The sequence below is a fragment of the Actinoallomurus acanthiterrae genome, assembly GCF_054775715.1.
Genome location: NZ_BAAHCO010000001.1, coordinates 4979010 through 5001455 on the forward strand (window position 1 = coordinate 4979010; position 22446 = coordinate 5001455).

Sequence of the window (22446 nt, forward strand, 5' to 3'; positions counted from 1 at the left end):
GCCGCCACGGCCGGGCCGCCCCGGGGCGACCACGCGAGGCGTGGCCGCCGCGGCACCGTACTGATCACCGGGGGGACCGGTACCCTCGGCGCCGCCGTGGCCCGGCACCTCGTCACGGAGCACGGCGTCCGGCGGCTGCTCCTGGCCGGCCTGCGCGGCGCCGACGCGCCCGGCGCGGCCGCCCTGCACGCCGAGCTGGCCCGCCACGGCGCCGACGTACGCATCGCCGCCTGCGATGTGACCGACCGGGACGCGCTCGCCGGCCTGCTCGCCGGAATCGACCCCGGCCATCCGCTGACCGGTGTCGTGCACGCGGCCGCCGGCCTCGACGACGGGGTGCTCACGTCCCTCGACCCCGATCGCCTTGACGCGGTGCTGCGTGCCAAGGCGGACGCCGCCTGGCTGCTGCACGAGCTCACCCGCGACCACGACCTGGCGGCGTTCGTTCTGTTCTCCTCTGCGGCCGGCGTGCTCGGCTCTCCGGGCCAGGCCAACTACGCGGCCGCCAACGCGTTCGTCGACGCGCTGGCCCGGCACCGGCGCGCGCTCGGCCTGCCCGCGCAGTCCCTCGCCTGGGGCTGGTGGGCGCCGGAGAGCGAGCTCACCGGACGGCTCGACGCGGCCGACCTGACGCGCATGCGCGACGACGGGGCGCGGCCCCTCGGCACGGCCGAGGGCCTGGCGCTGTTCGACACCGCCGTCCGGCTCGGCGACCCGAACCTCGTCCCCATCGGCCTGGACTCCCGCGGACGATTCACGCACCCGATGCTCGCCGGGCTCTCCCCGCAGCGCCGTACCGGTACGGCCGCCCGCCCGCCCGCACCGGACATCGGCGACCGGCTCGCCGGTCTGGACGCGGACGCGCGCCTCGGCGCGCTCACCGACCTGGTCGCCGCCGAGGCCGCGACCGTACTCGGGTACACCGTGGCCGCGGACATCGACGCGGCACGCGCGTTCAGCGAACTCGGCTTCGACTCGCTGACCGCCGTACAGCTCCGCAACCGGCTGGGCGCCGCGACCGGGCTGCGCCTGCCCGCCACCCTGGTGTTCGACCATCCGACCCCCGCCGCGCTGGCCGCGCACCTGCACACGCGGCTGACGCCCGCCGGTGAGCCGGACCCCGCGCCACCGGGCGACCCGGACGAGCGGATACGCCAACGGCTCGCCGCCATCCCCGTCAGCCGGCTGCGGCAGGCGGGCGTACTGGACCTGCTGCTGCGGCTCACCGACCCCGACGCCGCCGATCCCACCGACGCGGCACCCGCGTTCCCGGGCGGCGGCATCGACGACCTCGACGCCGAGGCGCTGCTGCGCCTCGCCACCGGGGACGGCCTGCGGGAGGCGGAACGGTGAGCACGCAGGGCAACGCCGCACCCGAAGAGTTCGTCGAGGCGCTTCGGTCGTCGCTGAAGGAGGTCGAGCGCCTCCGTGAGCAGAACCGGCGGCTGATGGCCGCGGCGACCGAGCCGATCGCGATCGTCGCGACGGCGTGCCGCTTCCCCGGCGACGTCGCGTCCGCCGCCGACCTGTGGCGGCTCGTCGAGGACGGCCGCGAGGCGCTGACCGGCTTCCCCGACGACCGCGGCTGGGACATCGGCCGGGTGTACGACGGGCTTCCCGGCGGCGACGGGCAGAGCCGGGCCCGGCAGGGCGGGTTCCTGACGGACGCGGCAGGCTTCGACGCCGCGTTCTTCGGCATCTCCCCGCGCGAGGCGACCGCCATGGACCCGCAGCAGCGGCTTCTGCTCGAGACCGCGTGGGAGGCGATCGAGCGCGCGGGAGTCGACCCGCGGTCGCTGCACGGCAGCCGTACCGGGGTGTTCACCGGCGTCATGTACCACGACTACGCGCCCCCGCTCGGGGCGGTGCCCGACGAATTGCGGCCGTTCATCGGCAACGGTACGTCCGGCAGCGTCGCCTCCGGCCGCATCGCGTACGTGCTCGGGCTCGAGGGACCCGCCGTCACAGTGGACACCGCCTGCTCGTCGTCGTTGCTCGCCCTGCACCTGGCCGCGCGGGCCCTACGCGTCGGCGACTGCGACCTCGCGCTCGCCGGCGGGGCGACCGTGATGGCGACACCGGGCGTGTTCGTGGAGTTCGCCCAGCAGGGCGGGCTCGCGACGGACGGCCGCTGCAAGGCGTTCGCGGCCGCCGCCGACGGCGCGGGATTCGGCGAAGGGGCCGGCCTGCTGCTGCTCGAGCGCCTGTCCGACGCGCGGCGGCACGGGCATCCGGTCCTGGCGGTGGTGAAGGGTTCGGCGGTCAACCAGGACGGGGCGTCGAACGGTCTGACGGCGCCGAACGGGCCGTCGCAGCAGCGGGTGATCCACGCCGCGCTGTCCGACGCGGGTCTGAGCCCATCCGAGGTGGACGCCGTGGAGGCGCACGGGACGGGAACCCGGTTGGGTGACCCGATCGAGGCGCAGGCGGTGCTGGCCGCCTACGGGCAGGGCCGTCCGGAGGATCGTCCCCTGTGGCTGGGGTCGATCAAGTCCAACCTCGGTCACACTCAGGCCGCGGCCGGGGTCGCGGGTGTGATCAAGATGGTGGAGGCGATGCGGCACGGCCGGCTTCCGGCGACCCTCCACATCGACGAGCCGACCCCGCACGTGGACTGGACCGCGGGCGCCGTACGGCTGCTGACCGAGGCCGTACCGTGGCCGGACACCGGCCGCCCGCGACGCGCCGGGGTGTCCTCGTTCGGCGCCAGCGGCACCAACGCGCACGTCATCCTCGAACAGGGCGACGACCCCGCCGGGCCGGACGACGAACCGGAGCCGGAGGCCCCGCGCGGCGTACCGGTGGCCTGGCCGGTGTACGGGGCCTCCGCGGACGCTCTCCGGGCACAGAGCGCGCGGCTGCGCGCCCACCTGGACGGCGACCGGAGCTGGAGTCCACCCCGCGTGGCGTACGCCCTCGCCACGACCCGTGCCGGCCTCCGGCACCGGGCCGTCGTCACGGGCCGGACGGCACCGGAACTGCTGGCCGGGCTGGACGCGCTCGCCGACGGCACGGCCTCCGCCGGGGTCGTCGAGGGTGCGGCGCGGACCGGGAAGACCGCGTTCCTGTTCACCGGGCAGGGGGCGCAGCACCCCGGAATGGGCGCGGCCGCCCGCGCCGCCTTCCCGGCCTTCGACGACGCGTTCGCGGAGGTACTCGCGCACCTCGACCCGGCGCTCGGGGAAGCGTTGGCCACCGAGGACCTCCACCGTACCGAGCACACCCAGCCCGCCCTGTTCGCGCTCGAGGTCGCGCTGTACCGGCTGCTGGAGTCCTGGGGCGTACGGCCGGACATCGTGGTCGGCCACTCCGTCGGCGAGCTCGCCGCCGCGCACGTCGCGGGCGTGTTCTCGCTGGCCGACGCGTGCGCGCTGGTGACCGCGCGCGGCCGGCTCATGCAGGGGCTCGCGGCCGGCGGCGCGATGGTCGCGGTGGAGGCCACCGAGGAGGAGGCCGCCGAGCTGTTCGGCCGGCCCGGTGCGGACATCGCGGCCGTCAACGGGCCCCGGTCGGTCGTGCTGTCCGGCGACGAGGAACCGGTCGAGGCAGTCGCCGCGCGGCTGCGGGACGCGGGCCGCCGCGTGCACCGGCTGCGGGTCTCGCACGCCTTCCACTCGCCGCGGATGGACCCGATGCTGGACGCCTACCGCCGGACGGTCGAGCGGACCACCCGGCACGAGCCCCGCATCCCGATCGTGTCGACCGTCACCGGGCGTCTCGCCACGGCGGCGGAGCTGACCGACGCCGACCACTGGGTCCGGCACGCGCGCAGGTCCGTACGCTTCGGCCCGGCCGTGCGCGTCGCCGCCGAGTGGGGCGTGTCCCGGTTCGTCGAACTCGGCCCGGACGCCGCGCTGTGCGGCATGACCCGCGACAACCTGCCCGCCACCGGCGAACCGGCGGTACTCGTCCCCACGCTGCGCGCCGACCGGGACGACCCGGAGGCGCTGTTGACGGCCGTGTCGACCCTGCACGTCACGGGCGCACCGGTGGACTGGACCGCGGTGCGGCCCGACCCGGGCGGACCCGCCGTCGACCTGCCGACGTACGCGTTCCAGCGCGAACGGTACTGGCTGCGGCCCGCCGCGCCGCCGGCCACGCCGCCCGGCCCGCAGCGATACGCGGTCGGCTGGACACGGCTCGCCGAGGAGACCGCGCGCCCCACCGGCACCTGGCTCCTGGTGGTCCCGGACGCCCGCGTATCGGCGGCCGAGCGTACGGCCACCGCCGCCCTCGCGCCGCAGGCCCGGGTGGAACGCGTGGTGATCGATCCGCTCGGTGACCGGACCGGCGAGGCGCTCTCCGCGGCACTGCGGAAGGTCGGCGATCAGGCTGGGGACGTGACGGGGATCGTCTCGCTGCTGGGCCTGGACGAGCGGCCCGTGCCCGGCGCCGAGGTCGTGCCCGCCGGGCTGGCCGCGACACTGCGAATGATCCAGTCGACCGAGGCCCCCGTCTGGTGCCTGACGCGCGGCGTGGCCGAGCCCGTACGGCCCGCGCAGGCGATGCTCTGGGGTCTTGGTCGCGTGGCCGCCCTGGAACACCCGCGCCGGTGGGGCGGGCTGGTCGACCTGCCGGAGGCGCCCGACGCGGCCACGGCCGACCGCCTCGCCGCGATCCTGGCCGGCGGCACCGGCGAGGACCAGGTCACGCTGGCCCCCGGCGGTGCGTTCGCCCGGCGGATCCAGTACGCGCCCCGGCCTCCCGAAGGCGGCGAACCGTGGCGCCCGGCCGGGACCGTCCTCGTCACGGGCGGCACCGGCGCGCTCGGCGGGCACCTCGCCCGCAAGCTCGCGGTCACCGAGCCGGCCACATCATCCTGCTGAGCCGCGGCGGGCCGGACACGCCCGCCGCCCGCGCGCTCGCCGAGGAACTGACCGACGTCCGGTTGGAGGTCGTGGCCTGCGACGTCGCCGACCGGGACGCGCTGGCCCGGGTACTGGCCGGGCGGACGGTCGACGCCGTGTTCCACGCGGCTGGCATGGCCGAGGACGGCGTGCTCGACGGACTCGGCCTCGACCGGCTCGCCGCCGCGCTGCGCGCCAAGGTCGCCGGTGCGGCCAACCTGCACGAGCTCACCCGCGACCGGCCACTCTCGGCGTTCGTGGTGTTCTCGTCGCTCGCGGGTGTGATCGGATCCGTGACGCAGGGCGCGTACGCCGCCGCGAACGCCTATCTCGACGCGCTGATCCACCAGCGCGCCGCCGCCGGGCTGCCCGGCCTGTCGGTCGCGTGGGGCCCGTGGGAGGGCGCCGGCATGGCGGCGACCGTGACCGAGCGCGTCACCCGGCACGGACTGCGGCCGCTGCCGCCGGACACGGCGCTCGACGAGCTGTACCGGGCGCTCGGCGCGGCGGATCGGGTCGTCGCGGTCGCCGACGTCGACTGGCCCGTGTTCGCCCCCGCGCTCACCACGGCACGCCGGCTGCCGTCGCTCGCCGGTATCCCGGAGGCGGCCGGGTACGCCGACGGTCCCGCGGCCGAGGCGTCCGGCGGGCTGCGGGACCGCCTCGCCGGCACCGACGCCGCGAACCGGCGCGCGGTGCTGCTGGACTTCGTCCGAACGCAGATCGCCGCCGTCCTCGGCCACCGCGGCGCGGACCAGGTGCCACCGGACATGGCACTGCGGGACCTCGGATTCACCTCCTTCACCGCCGTGGAGCTGCGCAACCGGCTGGAGGTCGCCGTCGGGCTCGGCCTCCCGGCCACGCTCGTCTTCGATCACCCCACCGCCGAGGCCATGGCCGCGTACCTCAGCGAGCGGTTCGGCGGCGAACCGGGCGCGGACGCGCTGACCGCGGCGCTGGACCGGCTGGCGGACGCGCTGGCCACGACCCCGGTGGACGAGGCCGGACGGGCGGCCGTGACGGTCCGGCTGCGCGACCTGCTCGACCGGTGGAGCGGCGTCACCGCGGATGTCACCGACGACACCACGGACGGCCTCGACTCGGCCACGGACGAGGAGGTCTTCGCGCTCCTCGGCCGGGAGTTCGGCATCTCAGATGAGGAGTTCCCATCATGACGGGCGACAACGAGACCCGCCTCCAGTACTACCTGCGCCGGGCCACCGCCGAACTGCGCGACACCCGGTCCCGCCTGCACGAACTGGAGGAGACGGCACGCGAACCCGTCGCGATCGTCGGCATGGCCTGCCGGTTCCCCGGCGGCATCAGCGCGCCGGAGGACCTGTGGGCGCTGCTCGAGGCCGGCGAGGACGTGCTGACCGGCCTCCCCACCGACCGCGGCTGGGACCTCGCCGCCCTGTACGACCCGGAACTCTCCCGCCCCGGCACCACCTACGTCCGCACCGGAGGGTTCCTCGCCGCGCCCGGTGACTTCGACGCCGGGTTCTTCGGCATCTCGCCGCGCGAGGCGCTGGCCATGGACCCGCAGCAGCGGCTGCTGCTGGAGACCGCGTGGGAGGCGTTCGAACGCGCCGGCATCGACCCGTCCACGGTGCGCGGCAGCCGTACCGGGGTGTTCACCGGCGTGGCCTACGCCGACTACGCGGCCCGGCTGCGGCCCGCGCCGCCCGAGCTCGAGGGCTACCTCGGGGTCGGCAACGCGGCGAGCGTGGCGTCCGGGCGGCTGGCGTACGTGTTCGGCGTCGAGGGCCCGACGATGACGGTGGACACGGCCTGCTCCTCGTCCCTGGTCGCCCTGCACCTGGCGGTGCGGGCGCTGCGGGGCGGCGAGTGCGACCTGGCGCTGGCCGGGGGAGCGTCAGTGATGGCCACGCCGGGGGTGTTCGTGGAGTTCGCGCGGCAGCGCGGCCTGGCCCCCGATGGCCGGTGCAAGGCCTATGCCGCGGGCGCCGACGGCACCGGCTGGTCCGAGGGCGCCGGGATGCTGATGGTCGAACGGCTGTCGGACGCTCGCCGCAACGGCCACCGGGTGCTGGCCGTGGTGCGCGGATCGGCGGTCAACTCCGATGGCGCGTCCAACGGACTGACCGCCCCGAACGGCCCGTCGCAGCAGCGGGTCATCCGGTCGGCGCTGGCCGCGGCGGGGCTGGCGCCCGGCGAGATCGACCTGGTGGAGGGACACGGCACCGGGACCCGGCTCGGCGACCCGATCGAGGCGCAGGCGCTGCTGGCCGTGTACGGACGGGAACGGCCCGGTGCGCCGCTGTACCTGGGCTCGGTGAAGTCCAACCTCGGGCACACGGCGGCCGCCGCCGGCGTGGCCGGAGTGATCAAGACCGTGCAGGCGATGCGGAACGGCGTCATGCCCCGCACCCTGCACCTTGACGCCCCGACCCCGCAGGTCGACTGGTCCTCCGGCGCGGTCGAGCCGCTCGCCGAGGCCCGGCCCTGGACGGTGGACGGCCGGCCGCGCCGCGCCGGCGTGTCCTCGTTCGGGTTCAGCGGCACCAATGCCCACGTCATCCTGGAGGAGGACGACGGTACGGAGCCGGAGTCCGCGCCCGCCGCCCCGCTCACACCGCTCGTGGTCTCCGCGCGGACCGCCGAGGCGCTCCGTGACCAGGCCGTCCGCCTGCGGAACCGGCTCCAGGCCGAGCCGGACGCCCCGCTCGGCGACGTCGCACGCACCCTGGCGGGCAGGCGCGCGCGATTCCCGTACCGGGCCGTCGTGGTCGGCGGCGACCACGACGAGCTCCTCGACGGCCTGGGCGCCCTCGGCCGCGGCGCGCGCGCCGCCAGGGTGGCCACCGGTACGGCGGCGGCCGGCCGTACCGCGTTCGTGTTCGCCGGGCAGGGCGCCCAGCGGCCCGGGATGGGGAACGAGCTGGCCGACCGCCACCCGGAGTTCCGTGCGGCGTTCGCGGAGGTCTGCGCCGTCCTCGACCCGCTGCTCGACGTGCCCGTCCGTGACGCGAACGACGGGGGATCGCTCGACCGTACGGGACACGCCCAGCCCGCCCTGTTCGCCTTCGAGGTGGCGCTGGCCCGCCAGCTCGCCGCGTGGGGAATCCACCCGGACGCGGTGGCGGGGCACTCCCTCGGCGAGATCGCCGCCGCGCACGTCGCCGGCGTGCTCGACCTGCCGGACGCGGCCCGGCTCGTCGCCGCCCGCGCCCGTCTGATGGAGGCGCTCCCCGACGGCGGCGCGGTCCTCGCCGTCGAGGCCACGCCGGAGGACGTCGCGCCGCTGCTGTCCGAACAGGTCGCCCTCGCGGCCGTCAACGGTCCGCGCGCCGTCGTCCTGTCCGGGGACGGCGAGGAGATCGACCGGATCGCCGGGGAACTGCGCGGCGCCGGGCGGCGGACCAGCCGCCTGCGGGTCTCGCACGCGTTCCACTCGCCGCTGATGGAGCCGATGCTGGAGCCGTTCCGCGCGGTCGTCGCGGACCTGGACCTGCGGCCGCCGCGCATCCCCCTGGTGTCGAACCTGACCGGCCGGGTCGCCGGGGACGAACCGGCCACCGCGGACTACTGGGTGCGGCACGTACGCGAGACCGTGCGGTTCGCCGACGGAATCCGCGCGCTGCGCGCCGCCGGCATCACCCGGTTCGCCGAGATCGGCCCGGGCGCGGAGCTGTCCGTGATGGTCTCCGGCTGCCTGGACGCCGCGGACGACGACGCCGACACCGCCGTCGTGCCACTGCAGCGCAAGGACGCGCCGGAGAGCCTGAGCCTGCTCGCCGGCGTGGGGCGGCTGCACGCCACGGGAGCCGACACCGACTGGACCGCGGTACTCGGTGGCGGCACGGGCCGGCTCACCGACCTGCCCACGTACGCCTTCCAGCGGGAACGGTACTGGCTGGACGCCCCGGACGGCGCGAACGATCCGCGCGGAGCGGGGCTCGTCCCCGCCGAGCACCCGCTGCTGACAGCGGCGGTCACGCTCGCCGACAATGACGGCGTGCTGCTGACGGGCCGGCTGTCCGTCGCGGCGCAGCCGTGGCTGGCCGACCACGTCGTGGCGGGCGCGGTGCTGTTCCCCGGCACCGGGTTCGCCGAGCTGGCGCTGCGCGCCGGAGACCAGGCGGGCTGCCCCGTGCTCGACGAGCTCACGCTCCAGGCCCCGCTCGTCCTGCCGGACGACGGCGGTGTGCGCGTCCAGGTCGCGCTCGGGCCGGCCGACGGCTCCGGCGCGCGTACCTGCACCATCCACTCCCAGCCGGACGGCCCAGACCACACCGAATCGGAGCCGTGGACCTGCCACGGCACCGGCCTCGTCCGGCCCGGGACCGCCGCCGACCCCGCCCCGCCCCCCGGGCCGGCCGCGTGGCCGCCGCCCGGGGCACGACCAGTGGACGTGCGCGACCTGTACGAACGGTTCGCCGTCGTGGGGCTCGGCTACGGGCCCGCGTTCCGCGGGGTGACCGCGGCGTGGCGGACCGGCGAGGACCTGTACGCCGAGGTGGACCTGCCCGGCGACGCGGGCGGGCGGGCGTTCGGGCTGCACCCGGCGCTGTTCGACGCGGCCCTGCACCCGGTGGCGCTGGGTGCCGACCCGGCCGGGCCGACCCGCCTGCCGTTCGCGTGGAGCCGGGTCCGGCTGCACGCCACCGGCGCCACCCGGCTCCGGGTGCGGATCACCGCCTCCGCGCCGGACGGTCTCACGCTGGAGGCCACCGACCCGGCCGGGCACACCCGTCGTCTCGGTCGGGTCGCTCACGTTGCGTCCCGCACCCGCCACCCCGGTGGCCGGCCGCCCGGCGCCGTTGTTCGCGCTCGACTGGGTGCTCGCCGACCTTGCCCCGGCACCGCCGTCCACCAGCGGCAGGCCGGGCGACGCCGTACTGGACTGCACCGGGCCCGGGGACGCCGCCGACCCGGCCGCCCGGACGCGCGCGCTGACCGCGCGGGTCCTCGCGGCGCTGCAAGAACACCTCGCGGCCGGTGACGACACGGGCCGCCTGATCGTCACGACCCGCGCGGCGGTCGGCGCCGACCCGGATCCGGCGGCCGCGGCCTTGTGGGGACTGGTCCGCGCGGCGCAGGCCGAGCACCCCGGCCGGTTCGTCCTGGTGGACCGGGAGGACGACGGAGAGCTCGACCCGTCCGCGCTACCGGACTCCGAACCGCAGCTCGCGGTGCGCGACGGCCGGTTCCTGGTGCCCCGGCTGCGCCGCGTCCCGGCCGCCGGCGAGACGCCACCCGAACGCCCGTGGACCCGCGGGACCGCCTTGATCACCGGCGGTACCGGGACGCTCGGCGCCACGGTCGCCCGGCATCTCGCCCGGAAGCACGGCGTACGGCGGCTGGTCCTGGTGAGCCGCCGCGGGCTCCAGGCGCCAGGCGCCGCCGCCCTGGTCGACGAGCTGACTGGCCTCGGCGCGGACGCGCGCGTGCTTGCCTGCGACGTCGCCGACCGCGGCGCCGTCGAGCGGGTGCTCGCCGGCATCCCCGCCGAGCACCCGCTCACCGCCGTCGTCCACGCCGCCGGCATCGTCGATGACGGGGTGCTGACGTCCCTGACCCCCGATCGGCTCGACGCGGTCCTCGCGGCCAAGGCCGACGGCGCCCGGCACCTGCACGAGCTCACCCGCGACCGCGACCTGGCCGCGTTCGTGCTGTTCTCCTCGGCCACCGGCGTGCTCGGCGGCCCCGGCCAGGCCAACTACGCCGCGGCCAACGCCTACCTGGACGCCCTGGCCGGCCACCGGCGCGCGCACGGACACGCGGGACTGTCTCTGGCGTGGGGCCTGTGGGCGGAACGCAGCGAGCTCAGCAGCGGGCTGTCCGACACCGACCGCCGGCGCATGGCACGCGGCGGCGTACGCCCCCTCACCACCGAGGAGGCGCTCGCCGCGTTCGACACCGCCCTCACCCGGCCCGAGGCGTTGCTCGTACCGATCGGCCTGGACCCGGCGGCTCTGCACACCCGGACGGGGCCGCTTCCCGCGCCGCTGCGCGGTATCGCCCCGCCCGCCCGCATTCCGGTCGCCGCCGATGCCGCGGCCACGGCGGACGGGCCCGTGGGCATGGCCCTGCGACGGCGCCTCGACGGGCTCGCCCCGGCGGCGCGCCGGCGTGCCGTCGAGGACCTCGTACGGCGCCACGCCGCCGCCGTACTCGGGCACGCGTCCGCCGAGCGGGTCGACCCGTCCCAGGCGTTCAGCGATCTCGGGTTCGACTCGCTGGCCGCGGTCGAGTTGCGCACCGGCCTGGCCGAGGAGACCGGGCTGCGGCTGTCCCCGACGCTGGTGTTCGACCACCCCACGCCGCGGCTGCTCGCGGCCATGCTGGAAGCGGAACTGCTCGGTGACGGCGCGGGCGCCGCGGCGACCGCCACCGGGACCGGATCCGCGCCGTCGGCCGTCGACGACGATCCGATCGTCATCGTCGGCATGGCCTGCCGGTACCCCGGTGGCGTGGCGGCGCCCGAGGACCTGTGGCGGATGCTCGCCGAGGAACGCGATGTCGTGTCGGAGTTCCCCGTCGACCGCGGCTGGGATCTGGAGGGGCTGTTCGACCCCGATCCCGAGCGCGTCGGGACGAGCTACACGCGTGCGGGTGGGTTCTTGCATGATGTGGCGGATTTCGATGCGGGGTTGTTCGGGGTGTCGCCGCGTGAGGCGGTGGCGATGGATCCTCAGCAGCGGTTGTTGTTGGAGGTGTCGTGGGAGGCGTTCGAGCGGGCGGGTATTGATCCGCGGTCGTTGCGTGGTAGCCGGACGGGTGTGTTCGCCGGGCTGATGTACCACGACTACCTGGGGCGCCTCGACCATGTCCCGGAAGAGGTCGAAGGGCACCTCGGGGCCGGCAACGCGGGCAGCGTCGCCTCCGGCCGGGTGGCGTACACGTTCGGACTCGAGGGGCCGGCGGTGACGGTGGACACGGCGTGCTCCTCCTCACTGGTGACGCTGCACCTCGCCGCGCAGGCGCTGCGGGCCGGCGAATGCGATCTGGCGCTGGCCGGCGGGGTGGCCGTGATGGCGACGCCCGGCGTGTTCGTCGAGTTCTCCCGCCAGCGGGCACTGTCCCCCGACGGGCGGTGCAAACCGTTCGCGGCGGCTGCCGACGGCACCGGCTGGTCCGAGGGTGTCGGGATGCTGCTCGTCGAACGCGCGTCGGACGCGCGCCGCAACGGTCATCCGGTACTGGCCGTGGTACGGGGTTCGGCGGTCAATCAGGACGGGGCGTCGAACGGGTTGACGGCGCCGAACGGGCCGTCGCAGCAACGGGTGATCCGGGCGGCGTTGGCGTCGGCCGGGCTTGCTCCCGGTGATGTGGACGCGGTGGACGCGCACGGTACCGGGACCCGGCTGGGTGATCCGATCGAGGCGCAGGCGGTCCTGGCCACGTACGGGCAGGGCCTGCCGGAGGACCGTCCGCTGTGGCTGGGGTCGATCAAGTCGAACCTGGGGCACACGCAGGCGGCGGCCGGTGCGGCCAGCGTGATCAAGATGGTGGAGGCGATGCGGCGGGGCGTGCTGCCCGCGTCCCTGCACATCGACGAGCCGACCCCGCACGTGGACTGGACCTCCGGCGCCGTCGAACTGCTGCGCAAGCCCGTGACCTGGCCCGAGACGGGCCGACCGCGCCGCGCCGCCGTGTCCTCGTTCGGCATCAGCGGCACCAACGCCCACGTCATCCTGGAATCCCCGGAGCACGAGCCCGCGCCCGAGGCACCGACCGTGGACGGCCCCGTCCCCTGGGTCCTGTCGGCCGCGACCGATGAGGCCCTTCAGGAGCAGGCAGGACGGCTGGCTTCGCCGGCGGGGGAGCCGTCGCCGGTCGATGTGGGGTTCTCGTTGCTGTCGGGTCGTGCTCGGTTGGAGCACCGGGCCGTGGTCCTGGGCTCCGACAAGGCCGGCGCGCTGAAGGCCCTGGCGGTCGGCGAGGCGTGCCCTGGTGTAGTGCGCGGACGGGCGCGGCCGGAGACCGTGTCGTCGGGTGTCGTCTGGGTGTTCCCAGGTCAGGGGTCGCAGTGGGCGGGTATGGCATCGGAGCTGTTGAGGTCGTCACCGGTGTTCGCGGAGAGGTTCGGTGAGTGCGCCGCGGCGCTGGGCGAGTTCGTCGACTGGTCGCCGGCCGAGGCCGCCGAGGATGCCGAGCAACTGCAACGCGTCGAGGTGGTGCAGCCCGTCCTGTGGGCGATGATGGTGTCGCTGGCCGAGGTGTGGCGCTCTTGGGGCGTGGAACCGGCCGCCGTCATCGGGCACTCCCAAGGCGAGATCGCCGCCGCCTGCGTGGCCGGCGGACTGTCCCTCCGCGACGGCGCTCACATTGTCTCCCTGCGCAGCCGGATGGCGCGGCACATGCCCGAACACGGCGGGCTCATGGCCGCCGCCGAGTCCGAAGGACGCATGCGCGCCCGCCTGGCCCGCTGGGGCGACCGGGTGACCATCGCCGCCGTGAACAGCCCCGGCTCGGTCGTCGTGTCCGCCGAACACGCGGTCCTCGACGAGCTCATGGCCGCCTGCGTCGACGACGGCGTACGGGCGCGGCGCATCCCCGCCACCTTCGCCTCCCACTCCCCGCACGTCGAAGGGATGCGCGCCGAACTCGCCGAGGCCCTCGACGGCCTGGATCCGCGTACCGGTGACGTGCCGTTCTACTCCACCGTCATCGCCGGCCCGCTCGACACGGCGCGGCTGGACGCGGCGTACTGGTACGACAACATGCGCCAACCGGTCCTGTTCGAGCGGACGGTCCGAGCCCTCGCCGACGCCGGCCACACCACGTACCTGGAGATCAGCGCGCACCCCGGCCAGATCTTCGGCATCGAGGAGACCCTCGACGAACTCGGCGGCGGTGTCGTCACCGGATCGCTGCGCCGGGGCGACGGCGGCCTGGACCGGCTCGCCGCGTCGGCCGCCGAGCTGTTCGTAACCGGTGCCGACGTCGACTTCCGGCCCCTGCTGTCCGGCGGCCGTCGTGTCGACCTGCCCACGTACGCGTTCCAGCGGCGCCGCTACTGGCTGGACCGGCCGTCGGCCCCGGCCGGTGGATCCGGCGGCCACCCGTTCGCCCGGACCGTGACCGAGCTGGCCGACTCCGGAGGCCTGGTGATGTCCGGCGAGCTGTCCGCGCGCGAACCCGCGTGGCTGGGTGACCACCGCCTGGGCGATTCGGCCGTGTTCCCCGGTACGGCGTTCCTCGATCTGGCACTGTACGCCGCGGACCGGCTGGGCTGTTCCGGGGTGGAGGAGCTGACGCTCGTCGCGCCGCTGTCGCTGCCCGAGGACGGCAGGGTCACGGTGCAGGTGGCGGTGGATGGCGAGCGTCGCGTACGAATCTTCTCCCGGCCGGACGAGAGCGCGGCCTGGGAGCCGCACGCCGAGGGCCGCCTCGCCGCGGATTCCGACGAGCCGCCCGCCGGCGGATGGGCGTGGCCGCCGCCCGGGGCGGAGCCGGTGGCGCTGGACGGGTTCTACGGCCGGTTGGCCGATGACGGGTACGGGTACGGCCCGGCGTTCCAGGGGCTGCGCCGGGCGTGGCGGGACGGCGACGACCTGTACGCCGAGGTCGCCCTGGACCCGGAGTCCGAGGCCACCGCGAGCGCGTACGGCCTGCACCCGGCGCTGCTCGACGCCGCCCTGCACACGCTCGGCGTGGCCGGGCCCGGCGACGGCACGGTCCGGCTGCCGTTCGCCTGGTCCGGTGTCCGCCTGCACGCGGCCGGAGCCACGTCGCTACGGGTCCGCGTCCGCCTCGGCGACACGTTCACCATCGAGGCCACCGACCCCGCCGGCCACCCGGTCGTCACCATCGACGGCCTCGCGGTCCGCCCCGCCACCGGCGTCGGCCGGTCCGGGTCGCTGTACGCCATCGAGTGGGAACGGCTCGCCCCGCCCAGTGCTGCCACCGGCGAGGTAGCCGTACTCGACTACCGGGACCCCGGCGACCTGCACGAGCACGTCACCCGCGCGCTCACCGACCTGCAACGCGAGCTCGAGGCGTCCCCCGATTCACGGCTGGTCGTCCTCACCCGGACCGCCGTCGTCGCCGCGCCCGGCGACGACCCGAACCCGGTGGCCGCGGCCGTATGGGGGCTGGTACGCAGCGCTCAGTCCGAACACCCGGACCGCCTGGTCCTCGTCGACGCCGGCGCCGCCGGCGACATCGACGCGACCGGCGCCGCGGTACGGTCCCTGGCCGGCGCCGCCGAGCCGCAAGTCGCCCTGCGCGGCGACACGGTGCTCGTCCCCCGCCTGGTCCGCGCCGCCCCCGGTGAGGCCGCACCGCCGTGGCGGCCCACCGGTACGGTCCTCGTCACCGGCGGCACCGGAGTCCTGGGCGGCGCCGTGGCCCGGCACCTGGTGACCGAGCACGGCGTCCGGCACCTGCTCCTGCTCAGCCGCCGCGGCCCCGAGGCGCCCGGAGCCGGCGACCTCCGCGACGAGCTGAGCGCCGCCGGCGCCACGGTCGAGATCGCCGCCTGCGACGCATCCGACCGCGACGACCTCGCGCGCGCCCTCGCCCGGATCGACCCCGGCCACCCCCTCACCGCGGTCGTGCACGCCGCCGGCGCGCTGGACGACGGCGTGCTCACCGCGCTCACCCCGGAACGGCTCGGCCGGGTGCTCGCCGCCAAGGCCGACGCCGCCCGGCACCTGCACGAGCTCACCCGCGACCAGGACCTGGCGGCGTTCGTCCTGTTCTCCTCGGCGTCCGGTGTGTTCGGTGCGCCCGGCCAGGCCAACTACGCCGCCGCCAACGCCTACCTCGACGCCCTCGCCGAGCACCGCCGCGCCCACGGCCGTCCCGGCACCTCGCTGGCGTGGGGACTGTGGGCGCAGACCAGCGAGCTCACCGCGAACGTGGACACCGCGGCCGTGGCCCGCGGCCCCGTACGCGCGCTGTCCACCGACGACGGCCTCGCCCTCTTCGACGCCGCGCTCGCCGCCGACCGTGCCGCGGTCGTCCCGGTGCAGCTCGACCTGGCCGCACTCCGCGCCCAGGTCGACCAGGTACCGCCGCTGCTGTCCCGGCTGATCACCCGACCGCGTCGCGTCACCCGCGCGGCCGGCGCCGCCTCCGAGCCGGGCGACCTGCGGGCACGGCTGGCGGCCGCGGCGCCGGACGAGCACGAGGAGATCGTCCTCGACCTGGTCCGCCGCCACGCGGCCGCCGTGCTCGGCCACGACTCCCCGGAGGAGGTGGCGGCGCACCACGGGTTCCTGGAGTCCGGGTTCGAGTCGCTGATGGCCACCCGCCTGCGCAATCTGCTGAACCAGTCGACCGGCCTGCGCCTGCCCACCATGGTCGTCTTCGACAACGCCACCCCCGCCGCGCTCGCCCGGTACCTGACCGCCGAACTCGCTACGCCGGCCGGTCACCCGGAGCGGACCGAGGACTCCGAAACGTTGAGCGGGCTGTTCCGCGCCGCCGTCGGCGCGGGCCTGCGCGACTCGGGATTCGCCTTGCTCAAGGCCGCCGCCGCGCTGCGCCCGGAGTTCGACGCCGGAACGCCCGCGCCCGCCTCCTTCATCACCCTGGCGCAAGGTCCGACCGCGCCCCGGCTGGTGTGCCTGCCGTCTCCGATGGGGATGGGCGGGGCCCACCAGTTCGCGCGGTTCGCCGGCCACTTCCGCGACGCGCGGACCGTCGAGGCCGTCGGCCTCCCGGGCTTCGCCGACGGCGACGCGCTGCCCGCCTCGCTGGACGCCGCCGTGGCGGCCATGGTCCCACCGGTCACCGCGGACCCGCGGCCGTTCGCCCTCGTCGGCTACTCCTCCGGCGGGCTGTTCGCGCATGCGCTGGCCCGGCGCCTGTCCGAAGAGGGACGCCCGCCCGACGGCCTGATCCTGCTGGACACGTACCTGCCGTCCAGCGAGGCGATGGAGGCCTTCGTCGGGGCGATGCTGCGCGGGCTGCTGGACCGGGAGGAGCAGTTCGGTCCGTTCACCGCCACGCGTCTGTCGGCGATGGGCCGCTACCTGGACCTCATCGCGCAGTGGCCAGAGGACGAGGCCGGGAGTTCGCCCGCGCCGGTGCTGTTCGTCCGCCCGCAGGGACCCGAGGAATGGCGGGCCACCTGGACCGGCGCCGATTCGCGGGAGATCACCGGCGACCACTTCACCATGCTGGAGGACCGCGCCTCCGAGACCGCGCACACGGTCCAGGAGTGGCTGGTCCGCCTCGCCGACCCCACGCCCCCAGGAGGCACGTCATGAGCGTTTCACCGGCCCGGCCCACCGCGCCGCTGCCCGGGCCGGACGCCCGGATCCTGTTCGCGTCCGTACCGAGCTCCGGACCGATCAACCCGCTGCTGGCCATGGCGCGCGAGCTGAACGAGCGCGGCGTGCCCGGCCTGTGGTTCGCCTCGGGCGAGGAGCGCCGCGCCGACATCGAACGCATCCCCGGCCACGGCACCGTACGGTTCGCGTCGTACGGGCCGTCCAAGCCCGAGCTCGACCCGGCCGCCTGGGACGATGCGACGATCGCGGCGATGAGCTCGCCGTCACTGCTGCGCAACCTCGTGGCCTTCTGGGACACCAACACCGACCACGCGTACGCGGCGCGGCAGTACGAACGGGCGCTGGCCGTGGTCGACGAGGTTCGGCCGGACTTCGCCGTGATCGACCTGTGCACCCCGTGGGCGATCGACGCCGCCGCCAAGCGCGGTGTCCCGTATCTGCTCAGCGTCCCGGTGCCGGTCAGCGCCGCCTACATGGACCGGCTCTCGTGGAGCTACCCGACGCCGTTCTCCGGCCTGCCGCGCCGGATGACGCCGCGCCAGCGCGTCAGGAACGTCGCATTCCGGCTGGGCGCCATGGGTGTCTTCGCACGCCCCCGGATGCTGCTGCCCGCCGTCGCGGCCACGCGCCGCAGAAAGGCCCTCGGCATCGCGAACCCGTCCGGTGCGCCGTCGCGGTACGCCGACGGCGCGTCCGCCGTCCTCGGGTACTCGGTGTTCGGCATGGAGTACCCCTTCCAGGCCGCGCCTGACCACCTGAAGATGGTCGGCGCGGTCGTCACCGAGGAGGCCGCCGGCGGCTCGGGTGACGACGAGCTCGACGCCTGGCTCGACTCCCACGACTCCGTCGTCTACATCGGCTTCGGTACGGTCATGCGGACGACGCGGCGCCTGGCCGAGGTGCTTCTCGAGGCCGCACGCCGGCTCGGACCGGACGTGGGCGTGCTGTGGAAACTGGCCGGTTCGGCCCGGGAGTGCCTGCCGGACGAGCTGCCGCCCAACATCCGGCTCGTGGAATGGGTGCCCTCGCAACTCGGCGTGCTGGCCCACCCCAACGTCCGGGTCTTCTTCAACCACGGCGGCGGCAACGCCGTCCACGAGGGGCTGATGTTCGGCAAACCGGGTCTGGCCCTGCCGTTCTGGATGGACTGCCACGATGTCGCCGCCCGGCTGGTCGACTCCGGCGCCGGCCTCGCGGTACGGCGGGAGCCGGACGCGGACGAGGTGGTCGCGAAGCTGAGCCGCCTGCTGACCGACGACCGCTTCACCGAACGGGCGCGGCTCTGGAGCGCGAGGTTGCGCGCTGCGGGCGGAGTGTCCCGTGCCGCCGACATCGCCATGGAGCAGTGGCGAATGGCGCGTGCTTCCGCGGCGAAGGTGGACCGGTACGCGACGACCGGCCCGGATGAAAGCCGGTACGGCACGTGAGCACGCGCGCACTGATCAAACCGGCCAGGACCGCTCGTATCCCTGGCCGAACACCTGCCCGCCCAGGGACACGAGGTCTGGGGGCCTGATCCGGGGCCAGGTCAGCGCGCTCGGAGGGGGATCGGTTTGAGGTTAGGAGAGAATAAACGATCTTGCATCGATATCCGAAGGATTATAACTTGATTTCGTCCTGACAACGGGGGTTGGGCTGCATGGCTGGCCGCATTCCGGCTCCAAGACGGATGAGGGGGTAGCGAGCCAGTGACTCTTTCCGAGCGTGCGTGCCAACGTGAGTTCCTCAACCAGCGATTCGCGGACAGCCTGCGTAAATCCGCACAGGTGGTACTCGTGAGCGGTGCCGCCGGAAGCGGCAAGACCCAATTTCTGCACGCGTTTGGTGAGCAGGTCGGTGCGCAGGGTGCTCAGGTGCTGTCCGCGCTATGCACCGAGGCCGAACGCGATCTGCCACTCGGTGTACTCGGCCAGCTGCTCGCCCGGTTTCCCGAGCCGGGGATGTCCCCAGATCCGCCCGCAGCGCAGACGGCGGGGGGGCGGATAACGACCCGGGACATGGAGCGATTGGTCCAGCGAATCTCCCTGGCCGCCACCGAGCGCGCGATGGTGATCTGCGTCGATGACATTCAGTACGCCGACGCCGCGTCGCTGGAATTCCTGCAGTACCTCATGCTCCGGATCCGGTTCGTGAAATTGATGCTCGTTTTTAGCGAGTCCGAACACCAGCCGGACTACGCCCCGTCCTTCCGCGTGAGCCTGCTCCGCCATCCCCAGTTTCACCGAATTCGCCTGGACCTGCTCACCCAGATCGAGGTGCGGCGGCTGGTGGACGAGCGGCTGGGGCCCGGCCCGGCCGCCGAGCTGGCCACGAAATGGTGGGCGATGAGCGGCGGCAATCTGCTGCTCGTGCATGCGCTGATGGACGACCACATCACCGCGGCCGGCGAACCGGACAGGCCCGTCGGCAGCGCGTCGTACGGTCAGGCCGTGCTGGCGTGCCTGCACAGCGGCACGGCCGAGATGCGGGACGCCGCCCGTGCGCTGGCCGTGCTCGGCGACGCCGGCTCCCCGGCGTTCGGGCGGCTGTCGGGCTCTGATCCCGACGCGATGGCGCGCGGTGCCGAGCAGCTCGCGGCCGTGGGGCTCGTCGTCGACGGCCGGTTCCGGCACCCGGCCATCGGGACCGTGGTCTTGTCCGAGCTGCCCGACGACGAACGGCGCCGCCTGCGCGACGACGCCGCCCGCCTGCTGTACGAGAGCGGTGCACCCGTGACGGACGTGGCCGGTCAGCTCGTCGCGGCCGAGCACACCGACGCCGGCTGGGCCCCGGAAATCCTGCGGATGGCCGCCAAACAGGCGCTGGGCGAGGATCGCCACCAACCGGCCGTGACGTACCTGAACCTCGCGCTGCGCGCCTGCCGCAACACCGGGGACCGCGCCGCCACCAGGGCCGAGCTCGCCCTCGCCGAGCGCCGCCTCAACCCGGCGTTCATGGTCCGCCATCTCACGAGCCTGATCGAGGCGATGCGCCTCGGCCTGCTCTCCCCGCAGTGCTGCGCCGGGCTGGCACGTGCCGCACTGCGTCACGGGCGCCGCGACGACGCCCTGACCGTGCTGGAGGTGTTGCGCGAACAGGTCGGCCGCGGCGACATCGAGGCCGCGGCGCAGCTTCGCGTGCTGTCCTCCTGGACACGGGTGCAACGCCCGGGCACACCCGTACGGGTGGCGCCGCCGAAGGACGACTTGACCACCGACCTGCTGGCGCCCGGGCAGCGCGCCGCGGACGTACTGCTGGAGGTGCTCACCCGGGGCGGGAGCGAGCGGGCGGTCGACCACGCCGAACGGATCCTCCGGAGCACGTACCTGGACGACACCACGATCGAGACGATCGAGTCGGCACTCCTGTCCCTGATCTACTCCGACCGGTGCGAACAGGCCGCGCAGATCTGCGACGCACTGCTGGACGAGGCCGCGATGCGGCGCGTCCCGATGTGGCAGGCGGTGCTCGCGGCGGCGCGCGCGGAGATCGCGTTCCGGTTGGGCGACCTGCGCCAGGCCGAGACGCACGGGCAGATGGCGCTGGGGCACATCTCGCACCGCGGGTGGGGAGTGGACGCTGGATGGCCGGTCGCCACGGTCGTCCTCGCCCAGACGGCGATGGGCCGGTTCGACGCCGCCGAGGACATGCTGGCGATCCCGATGCTCGACGCGCTGTTCGAGACCCGCGCGGGCCTGCACTACCTGTACGCGCGGGGCGTGTTCCGGCAGGGCCGCAACCACCTGGATTCCGCCTTGGCGGACTTCCTGGCCTGCGGTGACCTGGTCATGCGCTGGGGCCTGGACGTACCAGGCCTGGTGCCCTGGAGGTCGGCGGCGGCCAGCGTCCTGCTGCGCCTCGGCAACGCCGCACGGGCCCGCGCGCTGATGGAGGAACAGCTCACGCGCTCCCGGCCACGCCACCCGCGCTGCCGAGGGATGACGCTGCGCGTCTACGCCAGCGCCGGCGAGCCGCAGCGCCGCCCCGCGCTGCTGCGCGAGGCCGTAGAGGCGCTCGGCGTGTGCGGCGACCAGCTTGAACTCGCGCGTGCTCTGGCCGAGCTCGGCCTGTCGTATCGCGAACTCGGCGAGCCGACCCGCGCCCGGGCGCTGCTCGACCAGGCGTCTCAGCTCGCCGACCGGTGCGCCGCGAAACCGATGCGGCGCCGCCTGATCCGCGTGCAGCGTGGTACCGCGAACGAGCCGCGACCGGTACTGAACCCGAAGAGCGTGCCGTCCGGCGAGCTCGAGCACTTCACCATGCTGACCGGCGCCGAGGGCCGGGTCGCCCAGCTCGCCGCGCTCGGATACACCAACCGCGAGATCGCCGCCAAGCTCTTCGTCACCGTCAGCACCGTTGAACAGCACCTCACCCGCGTCTACCGGAAGCTGCGGGTGAACCGCCGTACCGATCTGCCGATGGTCCTGCAGCCGGCCGCGGCGGAGCCTTCCTGATGGGGCGGCCAAGTCTCCCGAGCCACCGACGGCGACCGCGTGACGGCCACACCCGGCATCCCCCGGGCGAGCCGACCCCACGAATGGCCCAGCCCGACCCGTTCAAGAAGATAGGACCGCATGACGAACGCCCACAGCAGCACCCGCAGCGTTGACAGCGACCCGTGGCTACGCCGGTTCGCCACCGAGCGGGACGCGCCTCACCAGCTCGTGTGCTTCCCGCACGCGGGCGGGTCGGTCACCTTCTTCAGCCCGCTCGCGCGCGCCCTGTCGGGCAGGTTCGAGGTCTGCGGCGTGCAGTACCCCGGGCGCCAGGACCGGCGCGCCGAACCATGCCTGCGGACCATCACGGAGATCGCCGACGGCGCCTTCATGGCGCTGCGGTCCAGCGGCGCGGCATCGCCCGTACTGTTCGGGCACAGCATGGGGGCGGTCGTGGCGTTCGAGGTCGCACGACGGATGGAGGAACACGGCACCACGCCCCTGGGTCTGGTGGTCTCCGGCCGACGCGCCCCATCCACGATCCGGGAAGAGGCCGTGCACCGCCGTGGTGACAACGCGCTGGTCGACGAGATCCGCAGGCTGGGCGGCACGGACACGGCATTCCTCGACGACCCGGAACTGCGCGCCATGGTCCTCCCGGCCATCCGCGCCGACTACGCCGCGGTCGAGACCTACCGGTACGTCCAAGGCAGCCCGCTGTCGTGCGGCATCGCCGCCATCATCGGCACCGGCGATCCCCGGGTGACGCAAGCGGAAGCCGAGGCGTGGCGTGCGCACACCAGCGGCGACTTCACCCTCCAGACCGTCCCCGGGGGGCACTTCTACCTGCGCGATCACGAAGACGCGTTCCTGAGCGCGCTACTTCCGTGCCTGAGCGCCTTCACCGGCGAGCCGCTCGCCCCCGCCGGGCCGGGGGAGGGCTGACAGGCCCGGTCCCCGGCCCGGCGGTCC

Annotated in this window: 8 protein-coding genes; all 8 read left to right on the top strand. The window is 74.9% G+C overall.

Features of this window, described 5'->3' with window-relative positions:
• The first annotated feature begins 96 nt into the window (after positions 1-96).
• The 8 genes from ACYVF7_RS23895 to ACYVF7_RS23930 all read left to right on the top strand — a co-directional run bounded on the left by ACYVF7_RS23895 (position 97) and on the right by ACYVF7_RS23930 (position 22419).
• Positions 97-1353, top strand: a complete 1257-nt coding sequence (locus tag ACYVF7_RS23895; RefSeq protein ID WP_460344658.1) for a type I polyketide synthase — start codon at positions 97-99, stop codon at positions 1351-1353.
• Complete coding sequence (locus tag ACYVF7_RS23900; RefSeq protein WP_460344660.1) at positions 1350-4826, top strand: type I polyketide synthase; 3477 nt, start codon at positions 1350-1352, stop codon at positions 4824-4826. The genes ACYVF7_RS23895 and ACYVF7_RS23900 overlap by 4 nt, the downstream gene beginning before the upstream one ends.
• Positions 4721-6022 carry a beta-ketoacyl reductase gene (locus tag ACYVF7_RS23905; RefSeq protein ID WP_460344663.1) on the top strand — a complete coding sequence of 434 codons (1302 nt, stop codon included), beginning with the start codon at positions 4721-4723 and terminating at the stop codon, positions 6020-6022. Before ACYVF7_RS23900 ends, ACYVF7_RS23905 begins: the two co-directional genes overlap by 106 nt.
• Positions 6019-9813, top strand: coding sequence for a type I polyketide synthase (locus tag ACYVF7_RS23910; protein ID WP_460344666.1), 3795 nt, complete (start codon positions 6019-6021; stop codon positions 9811-9813). Before ACYVF7_RS23905 ends, ACYVF7_RS23910 begins: the two co-directional genes overlap by 4 nt.
• Complete coding sequence (locus ACYVF7_RS23915; protein WP_460358079.1) at positions 9788-17035, top strand: SDR family NAD(P)-dependent oxidoreductase; 7248 nt, start codon at positions 9788-9790, stop codon at positions 17033-17035. The genes ACYVF7_RS23910 and ACYVF7_RS23915 overlap by 26 nt, the downstream gene beginning before the upstream one ends.
• Positions 17032-18486 carry a glycosyltransferase gene (locus ACYVF7_RS23920; protein ID WP_460344669.1) on the top strand — a complete coding sequence of 485 codons (1455 nt, stop codon included), beginning with the start codon at positions 17032-17034 and terminating at the stop codon, positions 18484-18486. The genes ACYVF7_RS23915 and ACYVF7_RS23920 overlap by 4 nt, the downstream gene beginning before the upstream one ends.
• A 261-nt stretch (positions 18487-18747) precedes the next feature.
• A complete protein-coding gene (locus ACYVF7_RS23925; protein ID WP_460344672.1) occupies positions 18748-21492 on the top strand; it encodes a helix-turn-helix transcriptional regulator in 2745 nt (914 codons plus the stop codon).
• A 120-nt stretch (positions 21493-21612) separates the two neighbouring features.
• Positions 21613-22419, top strand: coding sequence for a thioesterase II family protein (locus ACYVF7_RS23930; RefSeq protein ID WP_460344675.1), 807 nt, complete (start codon positions 21613-21615; stop codon positions 22417-22419).
• Positions 22420-22446 lie beyond the last annotated feature (27 nt).